The 15,271-nt window shown below is 69.1% G+C and carries 13 protein-coding genes; 6 read left to right on the forward strand and 7 right to left on the reverse strand.

All coding sequences use genetic code 11. The features are described from left to right. Positions 1–55: 55 nt before the first annotated feature. From ALIDE2_RS13030 to ALIDE2_RS13050, 5 genes are read left to right on the forward strand one after another with little or no spacing between them, the layout of a single operon-like run. Complete coding sequence (locus ALIDE2_RS13030) at positions 56–949, forward strand: branched-chain amino acid ABC transporter permease (RefSeq protein ID WP_013722247.1); 894 nt, start codon at positions 56–58, stop codon at positions 947–949. After that, positions 942–1,829, forward strand: a complete 888-nt coding sequence (locus ALIDE2_RS13035; protein WP_013519263.1) for a branched-chain amino acid ABC transporter permease — start codon at positions 942–944, stop codon at positions 1,827–1,829. Before ALIDE2_RS13030 ends, ALIDE2_RS13035 begins: the two co-directional genes overlap by 8 nt. After that, positions 1,826–2,608, forward strand: a complete 783-nt coding sequence (locus tag ALIDE2_RS13040; protein WP_013519264.1) for an ABC transporter ATP-binding protein — start codon at positions 1,826–1,828, stop codon at positions 2,606–2,608. The genes ALIDE2_RS13035 and ALIDE2_RS13040 overlap by 4 nt, the downstream gene beginning before the upstream one ends. Next, positions 2,608–3,327: an ABC transporter ATP-binding protein gene (locus tag ALIDE2_RS13045; protein WP_013519265.1), complete on the forward strand. Its 720-nt coding sequence runs from the start codon at positions 2,608–2,610 to the stop codon at positions 3,325–3,327. The genes ALIDE2_RS13040 and ALIDE2_RS13045 overlap by 1 nt, the downstream gene beginning before the upstream one ends. A gap of 23 nt (positions 3,328–3,350) precedes the next feature. Continuing rightward, positions 3,351–4,472, forward strand: coding sequence for an ABC transporter substrate-binding protein (locus tag ALIDE2_RS13050; protein ID WP_013722248.1), 1,122 nt, complete (start codon positions 3,351–3,353; stop codon positions 4,470–4,472). 64 nt (positions 4,473–4,536) lie between these two features. On the opposite strand, the gene dapA is transcribed toward ALIDE2_RS13050, so the two are convergent. Together dapA and ALIDE2_RS13060 are read right to left on the reverse strand one after the other, a co-directional pair. After that, the gene (gene dapA, locus ALIDE2_RS13055; RefSeq protein WP_013519267.1) at positions 4,537–5,445 is read right to left on the reverse strand and encodes a 4-hydroxy-tetrahydrodipicolinate synthase; all 909 of its coding nucleotides are present in this window, start codon (positions 5,443–5,445) and stop codon (positions 4,537–4,539) included. A 118-nt stretch (positions 5,446–5,563) separates the two neighbouring features. Next, positions 5,564–9,010, reverse strand: coding sequence for an indolepyruvate ferredoxin oxidoreductase family protein (locus ALIDE2_RS13060; RefSeq protein ID WP_013722249.1), 3,447 nt, complete (start codon positions 9,008–9,010; stop codon positions 5,564–5,566). Between the two features lie 255 nt (positions 9,011–9,265). Between ALIDE2_RS13060 and ALIDE2_RS13065 the strand changes: the two genes are divergently transcribed. Then, positions 9,266–10,009 (forward strand): GntR family transcriptional regulator, encoded by a 744-nt coding sequence (locus tag ALIDE2_RS13065; protein WP_238530013.1) that lies wholly within the window; start codon positions 9,266–9,268, stop codon positions 10,007–10,009. A gap of 27 nt (positions 10,010–10,036) precedes the next feature. On the opposite strand, the gene ALIDE2_RS13070 is transcribed toward ALIDE2_RS13065, so the two are convergent. The 5 genes from ALIDE2_RS13070 to cysT all read right to left on the reverse strand — a co-directional run bounded on the left by ALIDE2_RS13070 (position 10,037) and on the right by cysT (position 15,267). Next, positions 10,037–11,662: an HD family phosphohydrolase gene (locus tag ALIDE2_RS13070; RefSeq protein WP_013519270.1), complete on the reverse strand. Its 1,626-nt coding sequence runs from the start codon at positions 11,660–11,662 to the stop codon at positions 10,037–10,039. 115 nt (positions 11,663–11,777) lie between these two features. Next, entirely contained in the window at positions 11,778–12,287 is a 510-nt protein-coding gene (locus tag ALIDE2_RS13075) for a disulfide bond formation protein B (RefSeq protein WP_013722250.1), read from the reverse strand. Between the two features lie 61 nt (positions 12,288–12,348). Then, positions 12,349–13,476 (reverse strand): sulfate/molybdate ABC transporter ATP-binding protein, encoded by a 1,128-nt coding sequence (locus tag ALIDE2_RS13080; protein ID WP_013519272.1) that lies wholly within the window; start codon positions 13,474–13,476, stop codon positions 12,349–12,351. 34 nt (positions 13,477–13,510) lie between these two features. Beyond that, positions 13,511–14,404 (reverse strand): sulfate ABC transporter permease subunit CysW, encoded by an 894-nt coding sequence (cysW, locus tag ALIDE2_RS13085; protein ID WP_013519273.1) that lies wholly within the window; start codon positions 14,402–14,404, stop codon positions 13,511–13,513. Next, positions 14,401–15,267, reverse strand: coding sequence for a sulfate ABC transporter permease subunit CysT (gene cysT / locus ALIDE2_RS13090; protein WP_013519274.1), 867 nt, complete (start codon positions 15,265–15,267; stop codon positions 14,401–14,403). The genes cysW and cysT overlap by 4 nt, the downstream gene beginning before the upstream one ends. Positions 15,268–15,271 lie beyond the last annotated feature (4 nt).

Raw genomic sequence — 15,271 nt, forward strand, 5'->3', positions numbered from 1 at the left:
CGCCCGTCCCTGTCGCGCAGGCCGCAGGGCCTGTGCTTTTTTCCGAGATCCCGAGATGTTTCAATTCGTCGTCGACACGGTCCTGCGTGCCTCCGACCTGGCGCTCATCGCGCTGGGCCTGAGCATGCTCTACGGACTGGTGAAGTTCCCCAACGTGGCGCACATGCAGTACGCCATGTTCGGCGCCTACGTGACCTACGCCCTGCAGTCCGGCGGCTTTCCGCTGGTCGTCGCGCTGCTGGCCGGCAGCGTGGCGGCCGGACTGCTCACGCTGGGGCTGCAGGTGCTCGTGTTCCAGCGGCTGCTGCGCGGCGGGCCGGCCATCGCCATGATCGGCTCGCTGGCCGTGGCCATGCTGGTCATCGCCATCATGCAGGGGCTGGCCGGGTCGTTCCCGCGCATGTTCAACCTGCCGCGCGTGGAGCCGCTGGTGATCGGCGGCGCCCGCATCGCCTGGACGCAGCTCTACCTGATGGGCACCACCATCGTGCTGCTCGTGCTCTTCATGCTGGTGCTGTTCCGCACGCGGCTGGGGCGCTCGATGCGCGCACTGTCGAGCAACCCCATGCTCGCCAACGCGTCGGGGCTCAATGCCGAGCGCATCACCTACTTCGTGAGCTTCGCCAGCGGCGCCATCGCCGGGCTGGGGGGCAGCATGCTGGCCCTGTCCACCGGCGCGCACATCAATCTGGGCAACGACCTGCTGCTGCCCGTGTTCGCGGCGGCCATCCTCGGCGGGCTGGGCAACCCCATCGGCGCGGTGTTCGGCGCGCTGCTGATCGCGCTGACCGAGACCGCTGTCACCAACCTCAACTTCGGCCCCTTGCTCGGGCGCGAACTGGCGTTCATGCCCGTGGGCTACATCTCGGCCGGCTCCTTCCTGATCCTGCTGCTGGCGCTGCTCTTCAAGCCCTACGGGCTGTTCGACCGGGAGGTCCGCCGTGTTTGACTTCGCCGTCTCCACCGCCACCATCGCGGGCATCTACGCGCTGATGGCCCTGGGCCTGAACCTGCAGGCGGGCTACGCGGGCCTGCTGAACTTCGGCCACATCGCCTTCGCGGGCCTGGGCGCCTACGCGGCGGGCATCGGCTTCGGCCTGGGCTGGGCGCCGCTGCCCAGCCTGGCGCTGGGCGTGGGCCTGGCCATGCTGCTGGGCGCCTTCATGGCGGGCCTGGGGCGCAAGCTGGCCTCCGATTACTGGGGCATCGCCACGCTGGCCATCGCCGAGATCCTGCGCACCATCGCCACCAACGAGGGCTGGCTCACCGGCGGGGCCAACGGCATCAGCGCCATCCCCGCGCTGTTCGACAGCCTGCCGCGCCCCTGGAACGCCGTGGCCTTCCTGGCGCTGGTGCTGGCCGTGCTGGCCGCCGCCGCGTGGCTGTGCGCGCGCCTGGGCAACGGCCGCTTCGGCCGCGCGCTGCGGCTGATGCGCGAGGAGCCGCAGCTGGCCACCTGCCTGGGCTACAACCTGCGCACGCTCAAGACCCGCGCCATCATGGCCAGCGCCGCCGTCACCGCGCTGGGCGGCTTTCTCTACGCGCACTACATGAGCTTCGCGGGGCCCGAGTACATGCTCGCCTCCGAGACCTTCCTGCTGTGGACCATGGTGATGATCGGCGGCCTGGGCAACACGCTGGGCGTGCTGGTGGGCGTGGCCACCGTGCAGGCCGCTCACGTGCTCGTGCCCTTCGCCAAGGACTGGATCGGCTTCGACTCCGACGTGGCCGGCGCGCTGCGCCTGGGGCTGATCGGCGCCATCCTGCTGGCCTGCCTGCTGTGGCGCAGCGAGGGCCTGGTTCCTGAAAAACTGCGGAAGATCCCATGACCCCCCTGCTTCGCGTCAATGACGTCGCCAAGGCATTCGGCGGCAACCAGGTGCTCCACGGCGTGGAGTTCGACATCGCCCCCGGCGAGATCGTCGGCCTGCTGGGGCCCAACGGCTCGGGCAAGAGCACGCTGCTCAACACCATCACGGGCTTCGAGGCCATAGACCGCGGCCAGATCGCGTTCGAGGGCCGGCGCATCGACCAAATGCCCGCGCACCGCATCGTCGCCGCCGGCGTGGGGCGCACGTTCCAGCTGCCCTCCATGCCGCGCAAGATGTCGGTCATGGAGGTGGCCATGGCCGCCTCCACCGCGCACCACGGCGTGTGGGGCACGCTGCTGGGCACCGCAGCGAGCCGCCAGGCCGAGGCCGCGGCGCACGCCAAGGCCACGGCGCTGCTGGAGCAGCTGCTGCTCACCCACGTGCGCGACCTGCCCGCTGCGGCCCTCTCGGGCGGGCAGAAGAAGCTGCTGGGCATCGTCTGCGCGCTGATGGGCGACCCGCGCCTGCTGATGCTCGACGAGCCCACGGCCGGCGTGCACCCCAACCTGCGCCGCGACATCGTGGCCGCGCTGCAGCGCCTCAATGCGCAAGGAATGACGCTGGTGATCGTGGAGCACGACATGCATTTCATCCGCGAGGTGTGCACGCGCTGCATCGTGCTGGACCGCGGCCGCATCGTGGCCAGCTGCCGGCCCGACGAACTGGCATCGAACGAGCACGTGGTGCGGGCCTACCTGGGAAGCGTGGAACCGAAAGCCGTGGAGGAAACCCTCTGATGATCAGGATCGACAACATCGTCGCGGGCTACACGCCCGAGGTGGACATCCTCAAGGGCATCTCGCTGCACGTGGACCGCGCCGAGATCGTGACCCTGCTCGGCCCCAACGGCTGCGGCAAGAGCACGCTGCTCAAGACCATCGCCGGCGTGCTGCTGCCGCGCAGCGGCACCGTCACGCTGGAGGGGCAGGACCGCTCGCAGATGCCTGTGCACCGCAAGATCCGCCACTGCAGCCTGGGCTTCGTGCCGCAGACCGAAAACGTGTTCGCCAACCTCACCGTGCGCGAGAACATGCAGGTGGGCGGGCACTACCTGCCACCCGATGCGTGCCAGCGGCGCATGGACCAGCTGTGCGATCTGTACCCCGTGCTGGGTCGCAAGATCGAGGCGCGTGCGGCGTCGCTCTCGGGCGGCGAGCGGCAGATCCTGGCGTTGGCGCGCGCGCTCATGCCCAGCCCCAGCCTGCTGCTGCTGGACGAGCCCTCGGCCGGCCTCTCGCCCAAGGTGCTGCAGGAGGTGTTCGCCGCCATCGTGGAGGTGCGCGACAAGGAGCGCGTGTCCATCCTCATGGTGGAGCAGAACGCCATGGAGGCCATGCGCATGTCCGACCGCGCCTACATCCTCTCGATGGGCACCGTCGCGCTCACCGGCACCACGCGCAAGCTGCTGCACGACCCGCAGGTGCGCGAGCTCTACATGGGCGGCCGGGCCGCCTGATTCAACCCCAAGGAGAACCCCCGATGACCCATCGCACGACCCGCCGCGCCGTGGCCCTGGCCACCTGCGCGCTGCTCGCCCTGCCCGCCGCCAGCCACGCGCAGACGGCCCAGGCCCCCGTGAAGTTCGGTGCCACGCTGTCGCTCACCGGCGCCAGCGCCAGCGTCGGCGAGGACCAGCGCCGCGGCATGCTGATCGCGCTGGAGGAAATCAATGCGCGCGGCGGCGTGCTGGGCCAGCCCCTGCAGCTCGTGATCGAGGACACGGGCGGGCGCGCCGTCTCCGCGCTGGACGCGGCCAAGAAGCTCGTGTCGGTGGACAAGGTGGCGGCGGTGCTGGGCGAATACTCCTCCAGCCTGACCATTCCCGTGGGCCAGTACGTGGTGCGCGAGGGACTGCCCTTCGTCAACCACGGCAGCTCCAGCCCGGCGGTGCGCACCATCGGCGAGGGCGCCTTCAGCGTGATCGGGCTGGACGACGCCTCGGCGCGCTTTTCCGCGCAGGACCTGTGGGAGCTGGGCCACCGCAAGGTGGCCTTCATCGCCCCCAACAATGCCTACGGCCAGGGCGTGGCGGCGGAGTTCAGGAAGAACTTCGAAAAGCTGGGCGGCACGGTCGCGTCGCAGGTGCTCTATACGGCCGGCCAGTCCACCTACCGGCGCGAGCTGCAGCAGATGGAGCGCGCCAAGCCCGACGTCTACGTATACAGCGCCTACGGCCAGGAGGCCGCCGTCATCAACCGTGAGGCCTTCGAGCTGGGCCTGCACCAGGGCCAGCCCTGGTACGCGATCTACCACACCATGTGCACGACCGACAGCGCGCCCGAGCATGTAGCGGGCCAGCGCGGCATCGACGTGCGCTCGGTGGGCCCGCAGGGCCAGGGCTTCAAGGCGGCCTACGAGGCGAAGTACGGCCACCCCTTCAAGTCGTCGTACACCGGCTATGCCTACGACAGCGTGCGCCTGCTGGCCGCCGCGGTGCAGCAGGCGGGCACGACCCGGCCCGACGCGGTGAAGCAGGCCCTGCGCTCCATCGCCAACGGCTACGAGGGCGCGACGGGCACGCTCACCTTCGCGGCGGACGGGCAGCGCGCCGACCAGCCCTACCAGAAGACGGTGTACCGCGGCCGGGTGCAGCCGCGCTGAATTTCAAGTAAAAACGGCTGTCAGCGCTTGTCCATAAAGCGCTGGCAGCTCTCTTTTTTGACGTTCAGGCCGGCCACGCCTCCAGCGCCGTGCGCACGGCCGCCACCGTGGCGGGCGACACCTCGCACATCGGCAGCCGCAACGCGCCAGCACACAGCCCGCGCAGTTGCGCCGCGAGCTTGGCCGGGCCGGGGCTGCTTTCGGCGAACAGCGCGCAGGTGAGCGGCATCAGCCGCAGGAACCGCGCCCGCGCGCCGGCCCAATCGCCCTCGTCCATAGCGCGGCACAGGGCGGCCACCTCGGCGGGCAGTATGTTGGCGACCACCGAGATCACACCCTGCCCGCCCAGCGCGAGGTAGGGCAGGCTGGTGAAGTCGTCGCCGCTGTACTGCGCGAAGCCCGGCGGCACGGCCAGCGCGATGTCGGCCGCGCGGGCCATGTCGCCCGTCGCATCCTTGATGCCCGCGATGCGAGGGTGGCGTGCCAGTTCGGCCACGGTGGCCACCTGCAGGTCGACCACCGTGCGGCCCGGCACGTTGTAGAGCACCAGCGGCAGCGCGGTGGCGTCGGCCTGCGCGCTGAAGTGCGCCACCAGGCCCCGCTGCGTGGGCTTGTTGTAGTACGGCACCACGCTGAGCAGCGAATCCGCGCCGCATTCCTCGGCGAAGCGCGCCAGCGCCACGGCCTCGACGGTGGAATTGGCGCCCACGCCGGCCATGACGTGCGTGCGGCCCGCCGCATGCTCCACGGCGGCGGCGAGCAGGTCGCGGTGCTCGGTGTGCGAGAGCGTGGCGCATTCGCCCGTGGTGCCGGCGATGACGATGCCCGCCGTGCCCGAGTCGATGTGCCAGTCGATCAGGCGGCGCAGCGCCGGCAGGTCGATGCGCAGGTCGTCGGTGAACGGCGTGAGCAGCGCCACCAGGCTGCCGCGAGGCAGGCGGGCGGGCGCGCGGGAAGCGGGCGATGAGGGCATGGGGGAATCCACGGAACTATGAAAACAGGAGCTGCCAGCGCTTGCTGCGCAATGATTTGAATGAAAAATCACTTGAAACCATTGCATGGCAAGCGCCGGCAGCTATGAAATTTGAGAATCACGCGGCGCGGCGGCGTACCACCTGGGGCTCCTGCCAGCGCTGCAGCAGTTGCGCCAGCTCGGCCTCGTAGGCCTGGCGGGCGGCTTCCTTCACATGGCCGTAGCCGCGCACCTTCATGGGCGCCTGGGCGATCTGCACGGCCAGCTCGTGCTGGTCGGGCCGCGCCTCCTTCAGCAGGCGCTGCACCAGGGCTTCGAACTGGTCGATCATGGCGCGCTCGTGGCGGCGCTCCTCGGTGCGGCCGAAGGGGTCGAGCGCCGTACCGCGCAGAAACTTCAGGCGCGCCAGCACTCCAAAGGCGGGCAGCATCCAGGCGCCGAACTCGCGCTTCTTCTGGCCCAGCAGCGGCGGCGCAAGGTTGAAGGCCAGGCGCGGCGCGCCCTCGAACTGCGCATCGATCTGCGCGCGGAACGCGGGCGCGGCATAGAGGCGCGCCACCTCGTACTCATCCTTGTAGGCCATGAGCTTGAAGAAGCTCTGCGCCACGGCACTGGTCAACTGCTCCTGGCCGGGCCACACGCGCGACTCGTGCGCGCGCACCGCATCCACCAGCGCCTTGAAGCGCGCGGCGTAGGCCGCGTTCTGGTAGCCGGTGAGGAACTCCACACGGCGCTGCACGGCCTCATCCAGGCTGGGGGCCTGCTTGCGCTGCACGGCGCCCGCGCTGGCCGCCACGGCTTGCGGATCCACCGCGTGGCGGCGGCCCCAGCGGAAGGCGGCGAGGTTCATCTTCACGGCGGCGCCGTTGAGTTCGATGGCGCGCTCGATGGCTTGCGCGCTCACCGGCACCAGGCCGCGCTGGTACGCGGCGCCGAGCATGAACAGGTTGGTGGCGATGGCGTCGCCGCAGAGGGCCAGCGCGAGGCGCCCCGCGTCCACCAGCTCCAGGTTGCCCTCGCCGATGGCGCGCGCGATGGTCTTGACCAGCGGGTTGGCGGGGAACTGCATGTCCGGGTTCTGCGTGAAGGCGCCGGGCATCACCTCCTGCGTGTTGACGATGGCGCGCGTGGCGCCCTTGCGCGTCATGGTCAGCGTGTTGCCCGCGGCGGCCACGACGAGGTCGCAGCCGATCAGCGCGTCGGCCCCGCCCGGCGCCACGCGCACGGCGGCGATCGCCTGGGGGCTGGCGCCGAAGCGCATGTGCGTCCACACCGAGCCACCCTTTTGCGCCAGGCCCGCCATGTCGAGCACGCCCACGCCCTTGCCTTCCAGGTGCGCGGCCATGCCCAGCAGCGCGCCGATGGTAACCACGCCCGTGCCGCCCACGCCGGTGATGACGAGGCTGTAGACGCCCTGCGCCAGGTCGGGCAGCGCCGGCTCGGGCAGGGGTGATGCGAGACTGTCGCTCCCCGTGCCGCTGCCCTTCCTCAGCTTGCCGCCGCGCACGGTGACAAAGCTGGGGCAAAAGCCCTTGAGGCACGAGAAGTCCTTGTTGCAGGCCGACTGGTCGATGGCGCGCTTGCGGCCGAACTCGGTTTCCACCGGCACCACGGCCACGCAGTTGGATTGCGCGCCGCAGTCGCCGCAGCCCTCGCACACGGCCTCGTTGATGACCAGGCGCATGTCGGGATCGGGGAACTCGCCGCGCTTGCGGCGGCGGCGCTTCTCGGCCGCGCAGGTCTGGTCGTAGACCAGCACGCTGGTGCCGGGCACCTCGCGCAGCGCGCGCTGCACGGCGTCCAGCTCATCGCGGTGGTGGATAGTCACGCCCGGCGCCCAGCCGGTCACGCCGCCGTATTTGCCGGGGTCGTCCACCACCACGGCAATGCGCGCCACGCCCTCGGCATGCACCTGCTGGGTCATGCGCACGGGGTCCAGCGGGCCGTCGTGGCGCTGGCCGCCGGTCATGGCGACGGCGTCGTTGTAGAGCAGCTTGAAGGTGATGTTGGTCCTGGCCGCCACGGCAGCCCGGATGGCGAGCAGGCCCGAGTGGAAATAGGTGCCGTCGCCCATGTTCTGGAACATGTGCGTGCGCCTGGAGAACGGCGCCTCGCCCACCCAGGCCATGCCCTCGGCGCCCATCTGCGTGTAGCCCAGCGTGCCGCGGTCCATGCTCTGCGCCATCCACGAGCAACCGATGCCCGCGTAGCCGCGGCTGCCCTCGGGAATGCGCGTGGAGGTGTTGTGCGGGCAGCCCGCGCAGAAGTAAAAACTGCGCGCCATCACGTCCACCGCGCCCAGCACGGGCTTGCGGCGCGCGAGCGCGTGGGTCGCCTCCAGCAGCGCCGGGTCGATCTCGGCCAGGCGGTGGCCCAGCACCTGGGCGATCATCGCGGCATCCAGCGCCAGTTCGGTGCGGAACAGCTTGGCGCCGCGCTCGTCCTTCTTGCCGATGACCTGCGGCGCGCCAGGGCGGCCGTAGAGGATGTCCTTGAGCTGCGCCTCCAGCAGCGCGCGCTTTTCCTCGATGACGATGACCTTGTCCAGCCCCAGCGCGAATTCGGCGATGCCCTCGGGCTCCAGCGGCCAGACCAGGCCGGCCTTGTAGACCGCCAGGCCCAGCGCCTGCGCGCGCACCTCGTCGATGCCCAGATCGGCCAGCGCCTGGCGCAGGTCGAGCCAGCTCTTGCCCGAGGTGACGATGCCGATGCGCGCGCCCTCGCGCCGCCCGAAGGCCACGCGGTCGATGCGGTTGGCGCGCGCGAAGGCGCGCACGGCATCGAGCTTGTGGTTGACCAGCCGGTATTCCTGCGCGTGCGGCGTGTCCGGCAGGCGGATGTTGAGGCCGTCCGGCGGCATGTCCGGCAGCTCGGGGCACGTGAAGGACGAGCCGGCCTCGTGCACTTCCACCGAGCCCGAGGCATCGGCCGTGTCCTTGATGCACTTCATGCCCACCCAGCAGCCCGAGTAGCGCGACAGCGCCCAGCCGTAGAGCCCGTATTCGATCAGCTCCGGCACGCCCGCGGGCGAGAGGATGGGCATCTGCGCGTCCACCAGCGCGAACTCGCTCTGGTGGCAGGTGGTGGACGACTCGCAGGTGTGGTCGTCGCCCATGAGCACCAGCACGCCGCCGTTCTTCGAGCTGCCCGCCAGGTTGCCGTGGCGGAAGGCGTCGCCCGAGCGGTCCACGCCCGGCCCCTTGCCGTACCAGATGGAAAACACGCCGTCGAAGCGCCCTTCCCCGCCAATCTCGGCCATCTGGCTGCCCCAGACCGCCGTGGCGGCCAGGTCCTCGTTCACGCCGGGCACGAAGACCACGTCGTGCGCCTGCAGGTGCTTGCGCGCCTTCACGAGTTGGTCGTCGAACGTGCCCAGGGGCGAGCCCCGGTAGCCCGTGATGTAGCCTGCCGTGTCCAGGCCCGCCGCGCGGTCGCGGCGCTTTTGCATCATGGGCAGGCGCACCAGGGCCTGCACGCCGGTCAGGTAGACCGTGCCCTCGGTGGCCGTGTACTTGTCGTCCAGGCCCACGGCCCGCAGGCGGCTGCCAACGCTCAGATCGCTCATCCCCAGTTTCCCCTGTCTCTGTTTGCCGGCCTGGATCCATGTGCCACCAGAGGGTGTTTCAATGCATTAGAACCAGTCTCTCAATAAAGTGTAGACACTTATGAAGACATAAGTCAATAAAATAGGGAATCCCCCATGGTGCGCGGCTCCCGGGGCGGCCGGTCCGGCGGGCGCCAGGCCTAAAATGCTTGCTGTCACCCATCGCCATAGAGCACCATGCCTGTCAAAAAAAAATCCAACAAGGAAAGCGCGCACGTGCCACAGACACGCGATGCCAGCAGTGTCGAGCGCCTGTACCTCGAACTGCGCGAACGCGCCATGCGCTACGACTTCCGTCCCGGCGCGCGCATCAACGAGCAGGCGCTGGGCCGGGAGTTCGGCGTGAGCCGCCCGCCGCTGCGCGAAGCCCTGAACCGCCTGGTGGCCGAAGGCTTCCTCGACTTCGTGATGAACAAGGGGTTCTTCCGCAAGGCCATCAGCGTGGAGGAGCTCTACAACCTCTACCAGGTCCGCATCGCGCTGGAGCGCCGCGCGCTGTTCCTGGCGGTGCAGAACGCCACCGACGCGGAGATCGAGAGCCTGCGCGCCTACTGGGACGGCGTGATGGCCCATGCGTCCGGCATGTCCATTGGCGACCTGCTGCTGGCCGACGAGGAATTCCACCGCCGCCTCACCGCCATGTCGCACAACAAGGAGCTGAGCCAGTTCCTGGAGCAGGTGACCCGCCGCATCCACGTGGCGCGGCACATCGACTTGGAGCAATCCGACTGGAACGCGCGCGCCTTCAATGCCCACGCGCAACTGCTGGACCTGCTGCAGGCCCGCAAGCTCGAACCCGCGCTGCTGGCGCTGAGCGAGCACATCGACCTGAGCCTCAAGCGCGCCGTGCAGATCACCAAGGAAATGGTCGCCAAGTTCTTTCTGCAAGACCAGACCTGGTCATCCGGGCAGGCAGCCGCGGAGTCCTCCGGCCCAAACGGGACCGCAAAAGCCAGGTGATGGCCGGGAAGCCCTGGCCGCGGGGCGCTACGGCGCCGGCGCGTGCACCGCGTCCAGGTCGACCTGCTCTGGCTCCAGGAACTGCCGGGCGTAGCGCAGGTAGACGCGTTCGCGCACGAAGACGTCGAACAGGTCGGGGTCGATGTGGCCGTTGTCGCGCATCTTGCGCATGATGGTCAGCGCCTGCGGCAGCGTCATGGGCCGCTTGTAGGGCCGGTCGGCTGCGGTGAGCGCCTCGAAGATGTCGGCCAGGCCCAGCATGCGCGCCTGCCATGACAGCTGCTCGCGCACGAGCCCGCGCGGGTAGCCCTTGCCGTCCATGCGCTCGTGGTGGCCGCCCGCGTATTCCGGCACGTTGCGCAGGTGCTTGGGCCAGGGCAGGCTTTCGAGCATCCTGATCGTGGCCACGATGTGGTGGTTGACGATGCTGCGCTCGGCCAGCGTGAGCGTTCCCGAGCGGATGCTCAGGTTCTCGATTTCGTCCGGCGTGAGGAAGTTCGCCTGCCGCCCCTGCGGATCGCGCCAGCCGCGCCCCGTGCCTATGTCGCGCACCCGCTGCTGCTCGTGGGGGAGCATGGCCTCGCTGCCCAGGTTGCAGTGGCGCAGGAAGGCGCGCTCGCCGTCGAGCTCCTGCAGCTGGCACTGCAGGCCGCGCTGCAGCTGCTCCTCCGCCGCGGCATCGGCCTGCGGGCGCAGCGCGAGCTGGCGGCGCAGCATGTCGATCTCGGCGTCGCGCTTAAGCACCTCGAAGCGCGTGTCCACGAGGCCGATGCGGTCGTAGAGGGTCTGCAGCTTGGTCGCCTTGTCCACCACGTGCACCGGCGTGGTGATCTTGCCGCAGTCGTGCAGCAGGCCCGCCATCTTGAGCTCGTAGCGGTCGCGCTCGGTCATGGTGAACGCCGCAAGCGGCCCCTCGGTGGTGGCGTCGGCGGCCTCGGCCAGCATCATGGTCAGGGCCGGAACGCGCTGGCAGTGCCCGCCCGTGTAGGGCGACTTCTCGTCGATCGCCAGGTTGATGAGGCTCACGAAGGATTCGAACAGGCGCTCGTGCTGCGTGATGAGCAGGCGGTTCGTCACCGCGATCGCAGCCTGCGAGGCCAGCGACTCGGCAATGCTGCAGTCCTCCTGCGAGAACGCCTGCACCGCGCCCGTGGCCGGGTCGATGGCGTTGATGAGCTGCAGCACGCCGACCAGCTCGTGGTCGTGGTTCCGCAAGGGCACCGTGAGGAAGGAGCACGAGCGGTAGCCCGTACGCTGGTCGAAGGCCCGCGAGCCGGCGAAGTCGAAGTCCGCACTGCCACAGGCGTCGGCAATGCTCACCGTGCAGTCGTGCACGGCGGCGTGCACGGCCACCAGCGAATCGTTCGCTCGCCCGTCGGGCAGGTAGAGCGGCAAATCCGGGAAATCGACCGCCTGCCCCGACCTTCCGCCCTGGTGCAGCCCCAGCGAATGGGTGCGCACGAGCGCGAAGCGCAGCGCGCTGCCGTCATCGGTCACGCGGTACAGAGTGCCGGCGTCGGCATGGGTGAGCATCTGCGCCGCATCCAGGATGCGTTCGAGCAGGAGGTCGATGTCCCGCTCGCGCGACAGGGCCGCGCCCACTTCGTTGAGCTCCTGCAGACGCCCCAGCAATTTCTGCAATGCATCGGGCATGCAGGCGCTCCCCCTTCGGCCAAGCCATGAATCAATGTGACGGTGGATCACGCCGCACCGGCGCAACCTGAACACCAATTGTCAATTGTATTTGCCTGGCTGGTGGCGCAAGGCGCTATGCGCGCCGGGCCCGCGGGCTGCCCAGCAGCACCAGCAGCAGCATGGCGAACACCACGAAGCAGACGAAGGACCAGTTGGCGATGGAGCCGCCCAGGAATGTCCAGTCCACCGCCGAGCAGTCGCCCGAGCCGCGGAAGATCATCGGGACCGCGCGGCTGATGGGGTAGTTCTCGATCATGCCGTAGAAGTCGCGCCCGCAGACCGCCACCTCGGGCGGGTACCACTGCAGCCAGCTCTGGCGCGCGGCTGTGAAGGCGCCGAAGCCCGCCATCGCCAGGGCCGCCACGCTCCAGCCCATCCACCAGGCTTTTTTGCCATTAAGGCTTGCCAAGCCTGCGAAGACAGCTATGCTAATGAGAGCATAGCGCTGCACGATGCACATGGGGCATGGCTCCAGGCCCACCACATGCTGCAGGTACATGCCAAAGGCCAGCAGCCCCAGGCAGGCGGCGCTTATCAGCGCCAGGGTGCGGCGCGGGGCGATCGTTATCCAGTTCAGCAACACTTTTCTTTTTTCCTATAGAGCCGGCCCGGGCGCCGCGCCGCTCCACAGGAGCAGGCGGGGCTCAGATGCCGGCGGCTTCGTCCAGAAACACCTTGGCGCGCCGTGGCGTGACCACCAGCATCTCGCCGTCGCGCAGCCCCATGTCGTGGAACTGCTGCGCCGGGATCTGCGCCTCGATCAGCATATCCGGGGCCGCATTGTCCGCCGATTGGGTGCTGCCTTCGGGAATTAGTTCCAGCCGCGCGATCGGCCCCACGACGATGGAGCGCACCAGCTGCACCACGATGCCGCGCGGGCGGCCGTGCGCGTCGAGCGCCTGGCCCGGGGAGTAGCGCTCCACGTCCAGATCGTGCGGGCGCACGTAGGCGAAGGCCGGAGCGCCGTCGGCATGCCGGGCCTCGGGGCTGTCGAGCTGCATGCCCTCGTCCAGGTGGATGCGGCCGTCGTTGGCGCGGCCCTTGAACAGGTTCACGTCGCCCAGGAACCCGTAGACGAAGGGGCTGGCCGGGTTGTCCCACACCTGCTGGGGCGTGCCCTGCTGCTCGATGCGGCCCTGGTTGATGACGACCACGCGGTCGGCCACCTCCAGCGCCTCCTCCTGGTCGTGCGTCACGAAGATCGACGTGACGTGCAGTTCGTCGTGCAGGCGGCGCAGCCAGCGGCGCAGTTCCTTGCGCACCTTGGCGTCCAGCGCGCCGAAGGGCTCGTCGAGCAGCAGCACCTTGGGCTCCACCGCCAGCGCGCGCGCCAGGGCGATGCGCTGGCGCTGACCGCCCGAGAGCTGCGAGGGGTAGCGGTCGGCGATCCAGTCGAGCTGCACCAGCTTGAGCAGGTCCATGACCTTCTGGCGGATCTGCGCTTCGCTGGGCCGCTCCCTGCGCGGCTTCATGCGCAGGCCGAAGGCCACGTTGTCGAGCACCGTCATGTGGCGGAACAGCGCGTAGTGCTGGAACACGAAACCCACGCCGCGCTCGCGCACGTGCACGTCGGTCTGGTTCTCGCCGCTGAAGTGGATGCTGCCCGTGTCGGGCGTCTCCAGCCCGGCGATGATGCGCAGGAGCGTGGTCTTGCCGCAGCCCGAGGGGCCGAGCAGCGCGATCAGCTCGCCCGACTGGATGTCCAGGCTCACGTCGCGCAAGGCCTGGAAGCTGCCGAACTGCTTGCTGACGTTGCGGATTTCTATGCTCATAAATCAATAGCTTTTTGCGCTTTACCCATGCGCCTTAGCGGCCAGCCGGACGCTCAGGCGGCAATTCCGTGGCGGCCTTGCGCTGCTGCTCGTTCTGCCACTCGGCCACCGTCTTGATCACCAGCGTGACCAGGGCCAGCAGCGCCAGCAGCGAGGCAGCGGCGAACGCCGCGACCGACTGGTATTCGTTGTAGAGGATCTCCACGTGCAGCGGGATGGTGTTGGTCTGGCCGCGGATGTGGCCCGAGACCACCGACACCGCGCCGAACTCGCCCATGGCGCGCGCGTTGCACAGGATCACGCCGTACAGCAGTCCCCACTTGATGTTGGGCAGCGTCACGTGCCAGAAGGTCTGCCAGCCGCTCGCGCCCAGCACGATGGCGGCCTGCTCCTCATCGTTGCCCTGGGCCTGCATCAGCGGGATCAGCTCGCGCGCGATGAAGGGGAAGGTGACGAACACGGTGGCCAGCACGATGCCGGGCACGGCGAAGATGATCTTGATGTCGTGCGCGGCCAGCCAGGGGCCGAACCAGCCGTTGGCTCCGAACACCAGCACGTACATCAGGCCCGCCACCACGGGCGAGATGGAGAACGGCAGATCGATCAGCGTAGTCAGGAAGGCCTTGCCCTTGAACTCGTACTTGGCGATGCACCAGGCTCCCGCCACGCCGAACACCAGGTTCAGGGGCACGGCGATGGCCGCGGTCAGCAGGGTCAGCCGGATGGCGGACCAGGCATCGGGCTCCGACAGTCCCGCCAGGTAGGCATCGACGCCCTTGCGCAGCGCCTCGGTGAACACGGCCGCCAGCGGCAGCACCAGGAACAGCAGCAGGAACGCCATGGCGATACCGGTGAGCAGCCACCGGACCCACGGCGCCTCGGTCGTACCCGCGCGAGCGCGCGGGGCGGTACGGGCGGCGGCGCTCATGCCGGCATCCCCGCGTGGCGCCGCTGCCAGGCCTGCAGCGCGTTGATGACCAGCAGCATGACGAAGGAGATCAGCAGCATCACCACGGCCACGGCCGTGGCGCCCGCGTAGTCGTACTGCTCCAGCTTGCCGATGATGATGAGCGGCGTGATCTCCGACACCATGGGCATGTTGCCCGCGATGAAGATGACCGAGCCGTACTCGCCGATGGCGCGCGCGAAGGCCATGGCGAAGCCCGTGAGCAGCGCCGGCATGATGCCCGGCAGGATCACGTGGCGGAAGATCTGCCAGCGCGTCGCGCCCAGGCTGGTCGCGGCCTCCTCCAGTTCCTTCTCACTGTCCTCCAGCACCGGCTGCACCGTGCGCACCACGAAGGGCAGGCCGATGAAGATCAGCGCGATCACCACGCCATTGGGGTTGAACGCCAGCTGTATGCCCAGCGGCTCGAAATACTGGCCCACCCAGCCGTTGCCCGCCAGCAGCGCGGTGAGCGAGATGCCAGCCACGGCCGTGGGCAGGGCGAACGGCAGATCCACCAGCGCGTCCACGACCTTCTTGCCCGGGAACTGGTAGCGCACCAGCACCCAGGCGATCAGCAGGCCGAACACCAGATTCACGCAGGCGGCGATGAACGAGGCGCCGAACGTGAGCCGGTACGAGGCCAGCACGCGCGGCGCGGCCACGGCCTCCCAGAACTGCGGCCAGGTCATGGAAAAGCTCTTGAACAGCAGGGCCAGCAGCGGGATCAGCACGATGAGGCTCAGGTAGAACAGCGTGTAGCCCAGCGTGAGCCCGAAGCCGGGCAGCACGCGCCTGGGCGCGCGCTTTCGGGGCTGGGCGGCGCCCAGCGCTAGCGTGGTCATGAAA

Origin of the sequence: Alicycliphilus denitrificans K601, assembly GCF_000204645.1 — a bacterium.
Lineage (GTDB): Bacteria > Pseudomonadota > Gammaproteobacteria > Burkholderiales > Burkholderiaceae_C > Alicycliphilus > Alicycliphilus denitrificans.